The 3,616-nt window shown below is 52.3% G+C and carries 4 protein-coding genes; all 4 read left to right on the top strand.

Features of this window, described 5'->3' with window-relative positions; translation table 11 throughout:
* Positions 1 to 241 precede the first annotated feature (241 nt).
* Entirely contained in the window at positions 242 to 1,090 is an 849-nt protein-coding gene (locus VMT71_05445; GenBank protein HVN23394.1) for a hypothetical protein, read from the top strand.
* Complete coding sequence (locus tag VMT71_05440; protein ID HVN23393.1) at positions 1,087 to 1,902, top strand: TraB/GumN family protein; 816 nt, start codon at positions 1,087 to 1,089, stop codon at positions 1,900 to 1,902. Before VMT71_05445 ends, VMT71_05440 begins: the two co-directional genes overlap by 4 nt.
* Positions 1,899 to 2,735, top strand: a complete 837-nt coding sequence (locus VMT71_05435; protein ID HVN23392.1) for a hypothetical protein — start codon at positions 1,899 to 1,901, stop codon at positions 2,733 to 2,735. Before VMT71_05440 ends, VMT71_05435 begins: the two co-directional genes overlap by 4 nt.
* A gap of 6 nt (positions 2,736 to 2,741) precedes the next feature.
* Positions 2,742 to 3,616, top strand: an 875-nt coding sequence (locus VMT71_05430; GenBank protein HVN23391.1) for a radical SAM protein, incomplete at its 3' end; no start/stop codon positions are given.

Below are 3,616 nucleotides of genomic sequence, written 5' to 3'. Positions count from 1 at the left end.
TAATCTCTTCGGCCATGACGAGATAGTATACCACTTCTGCGCAAACGCGCGGAATCTCAAAATCCTAACGTCGAAATCCCAAACAAGTCCAAATATCAAATGCCTCAAACAAAAAACTGTCTTGTTGTTGGCATCGGCTTGCAATTTTGGTCATTCGATGTTGTTTAGGACTTGGATATTTGAATTTAGGATTTGTGTCACACCTGTAGACGAGGCCACGGCGCTGCGCTACAATTTAAGCATGCTGACGCGCGATGAGGAGCGCTACGTTCTTGATACTGCGTATATTCCTGAGCACATTCCCGGGCTCATGGGTCCGGTCTCCAAAGGCGAAGCTTTTTTGAGCGACGACTATCTCAGCTTTGCAAAGGAGAACTGGCTTATCTTTGTCGGCTATCCCCTGTCCGAAGATTGTTCTGAAACTACGTGCGTAGCCGCAGTTGAGAGAGCGCTCGCTGCATTTCGGCCGGAGTACCTCTGGTTTGTAGGGCCTCGGATCCCCTCGGCCATACTGCATGGAAGCACGGAGCAGCAGAGCGACAATTACTACCGGATTGACGTCGATGCCCCGCATCCGGCATCTCTGCTGCGGCAGGCACAGAAAGCGGCATCCGTACTGCGCGTCGAGCGCTCCGGGAACTTCTCGAAAAAGCATGCTGCGCTTATCAAAGAGTTCCTGAAGAGGAAAACAGTGCCGCCGATGATCCGTGAGCTCTACAGGGCAATGCCTGACTACGTTGCCGCCTGCTCCGCTGCGGAAGTATTGGCTGCGTACGATAGTAATGGCGGGCTTTCTGCGCTCTTTGTCGTCGATCTGTCCGCGAAGGTATTTGCCACGTACGTGGTGGGGTGCTACTCGCGAAAGCATTACGTGGCGCACGCATCGGACCTGCTTTTCCTCGAGATGATCGAGTCAGCAAAGCGAGAGAAGAAACAGCATATCAACCTCGGGCTGGGTGTGAATGCTGGAATCAGGAGGTTCAAAGAGAAATGGGGCGGCGCTCCTTTTCTTACGTATCAGTTCTGCGAGAGAAAATATACAAGGGCAAAAGTCAACCCCCTGATACGTCTGCTCGGAGATAAGTTATGATGTGGAAAAGACCGTTACGGATGCTGTGGCGGCTTGAGCGCGACGGTCGCACCTCGTGTCTTGTAGGCTCCGCTCACTTCTTTCGGTACGGTTTCAAGCGACAGCTTACTACAGAAATAAGGAATGCTGACACAATCCTTTTTGAGGGCCCTCTTGATGCCGAGAGCATGAAAAGGGTCGCAGAGTATGGCCTTGATGGGGACGGTACACGTTCGGTCGTAGATGCGATACGTCCTGAAGCAGCTAAGAAGATCAATGACCGTTTAGCTGGTCTCGCTGTGAGTCAGTCTGCCACAGGTCTCGGGCTCATCCGGCAGGTACGGCAGAATTTTCTGGAAACACACGCACGGGGAGCCCGACCCTGGATGGCTTTCTTTGCCACATGGTCTGCGTATGTGAGGACAAAAGGATGGAAGCATTCGATGGACATGGAGGCGTACCAGCTCGCCCGCCGCCTTGGCAAGCAGATCCACTTCCTGGAAACAATCGATGACCAGCTTCGGGCGCTGGATGGTATCCCTTTCGAAGGTATTGTGCAGTACATGAATCAAATAGATCTCTGGGACCAGTATGCCGACCGCTTCGTAAAGTTGTTTCTCCAGGGAAACCTGGGCGAGATGCTTAATTCGCCGCTGCGTTTTCCCACACGGTGTGAGTCGATTCTTGACGATCGGGACCCCGTGCTTTTCGAAAGAATGAAGCCTTTTGCGCAAGAGGGTGGGGCGCTTGCCTTTGTCGGCACCTCGCATGTGCCGGGAATCCTGAAGCGCTTCGAAAGCGAAGGCTACGCGGTTAGGCAGGTCATAGGATGATCACCCAGGCTGAGCGCAGATTCATATGGGAATACGCGTACGTGCCGGAGCATGTACCAGAGTATGTCTCTGCGATTTCAGCGTCGGAGCCGCGCCTGATGGGGGACTTTCTCGTTTATGAAAAAGAAGACGAAATCATCCTGGTGGGATATCCCCTCAAGAATCAGGACAGCGATAAAAAGCTGCAGAAAGTGCTCGATCGGATTACGAGCCGATCAAAATGGCATAGGGTATCGATTACTGCGCCTCATCTTCCCAAAGACATTGCCGGCGTGTTACAAGCACCGGATATGTATTACAGAATAGAGTTGGAGTCCTTGACGGTGTCGCAGAAACTGCGAAACAGCCTGAGGAGAGCGAGCAGAGACGTAGAAGTGATGCAGAGCAAGGCTGTCACGCGCGAGCAGACAACCCTTATAGAACAGTTCGTGAGCAGCCACACCATCGATGAAGGTACGCGGTACATCTTCGAGAGGATACCGGATTATGTTGCGCACTGCGAGTCGGCCCGGGTGCTGGAGGCGCGAAATGCAAAGGGGGACATTATTGCTTTCGACGTGGCAGAATACGGCTCGAAAGAGTACGCCTTTTATCTCTTCAGCTTCCGCTCGCCTGTCGCTCATGTGCCAGGCACTTCCGATCTCCTCCTTTCACGGATCATCAGCGATGCAAGGGCAATGGGCAAGAAGTATGTTAATCTGGGCCTTGGAATCAGTGAAGGTGTGACCTTCTTCAAAACAAAGTGGGGAGCGGTTCCTTTTCTCTCTCATGTAACGTGTGTACGCTCGGCTGAGACCAAGAGCTCAATTCAAACACTACTGGAGAGACTGTAGACAGCCGTGATTGAGGACTTGATAGGGCGATTCCGGAGAAAAAAGAAGCAGAAGCGATTTTCTGCGTGGCAGATTGAACTTACAACCCGCTGTCCCCTCGAATGCCGCATGTGTGTCCGTGTGTGCGCTGTCGACTGGCACTATGAGGAGATGGCACTGGATGATTTCAGAAAGGTATTGCCCTACCTCAATGATGTCGAAACCGTTGTGCTTGAAGGGTGGGGCGAGTCGCTCCTGCACAAGAACCTTGCAGAATGTGTGCGCCTTGTAAAAGCAGAGGGGCCCGAGGTCGGTTTTGTCACCAGCGGTGTGGGTTTGACGCAGCAACGCATCGTTGAACTGATAGGCGCGGGTCTTGATTTTGTGGGTTTCTCGCTCGCAGGAGTTGCGCCTCAGGTCCATAACAGAATCAGGGTCAACTCTGATCTAAATGCTATCTTTCAGGGGATCAGATGGTTCCAGGAGGTGAAGGCCCGGAAGAAGCTGGAAAGACCCAGGATGCACCTGGTATTTCTGATGCTTCAGGATAACCTTTCAGAGTTGGAAGGTTTACCCGCATTGGCTCACGAGTTGGGAGTTAAAGAGATCGTCCTCCTGAATATTATTCAAATAGGGAGCGACTGGCAGGATCAACAGAAGATTTTCAGCTGTACTTCAGGTGAAGCGCGCTACGAAGAAATGTTCGCTCGACTCTCTACCGAAGCTCAAAGGCTCGGAGTGAAGGTTAGAATGCCGTCTTCGGTCGCTACTGACGTGGCGGTATGTGATGAGAATCCGCTAGGTAATCTGTACATCGCCTCTAACGGCGAGGTATCGCCGTGCGTTTATCTTTTTCCGCCCGTAGGTTCGCCTTTCAAGCGCATCTATTGCGGGCAGGAATA

The organism is Syntrophorhabdales bacterium (assembly GCA_035541455.1).
Lineage (GTDB): Bacteria > Desulfobacterota > Syntrophorhabdia > Syntrophorhabdales > WCHB1-27 > JADGQN01.
The sequence above is the reverse complement of the archived record's forward strand: the minus strand, read 5'-3'. Positions and strand labels throughout refer to the sequence as shown.

Bases quoted from the DNA above. Each gene is read 5' to 3' on its own strand.
- VMT71_05440 (HVN23393.1), top strand. From the start codon at position 1,087: ATGATGTGGAAAAGACCGTTACGGATGCTGTGGCGGCTTGAGCGCGAC.
- VMT71_05445 (HVN23394.1), top strand. From the start codon at position 242: ATGCTGACGCGCGATGAGGAGCGCTACGTTCTTGATACTGCGTATATT.
- VMT71_05435 (HVN23392.1), top strand. From the start codon at position 1,899: ATGATCACCCAGGCTGAGCGCAGATTCATATGGGAATACGCGTACGTG.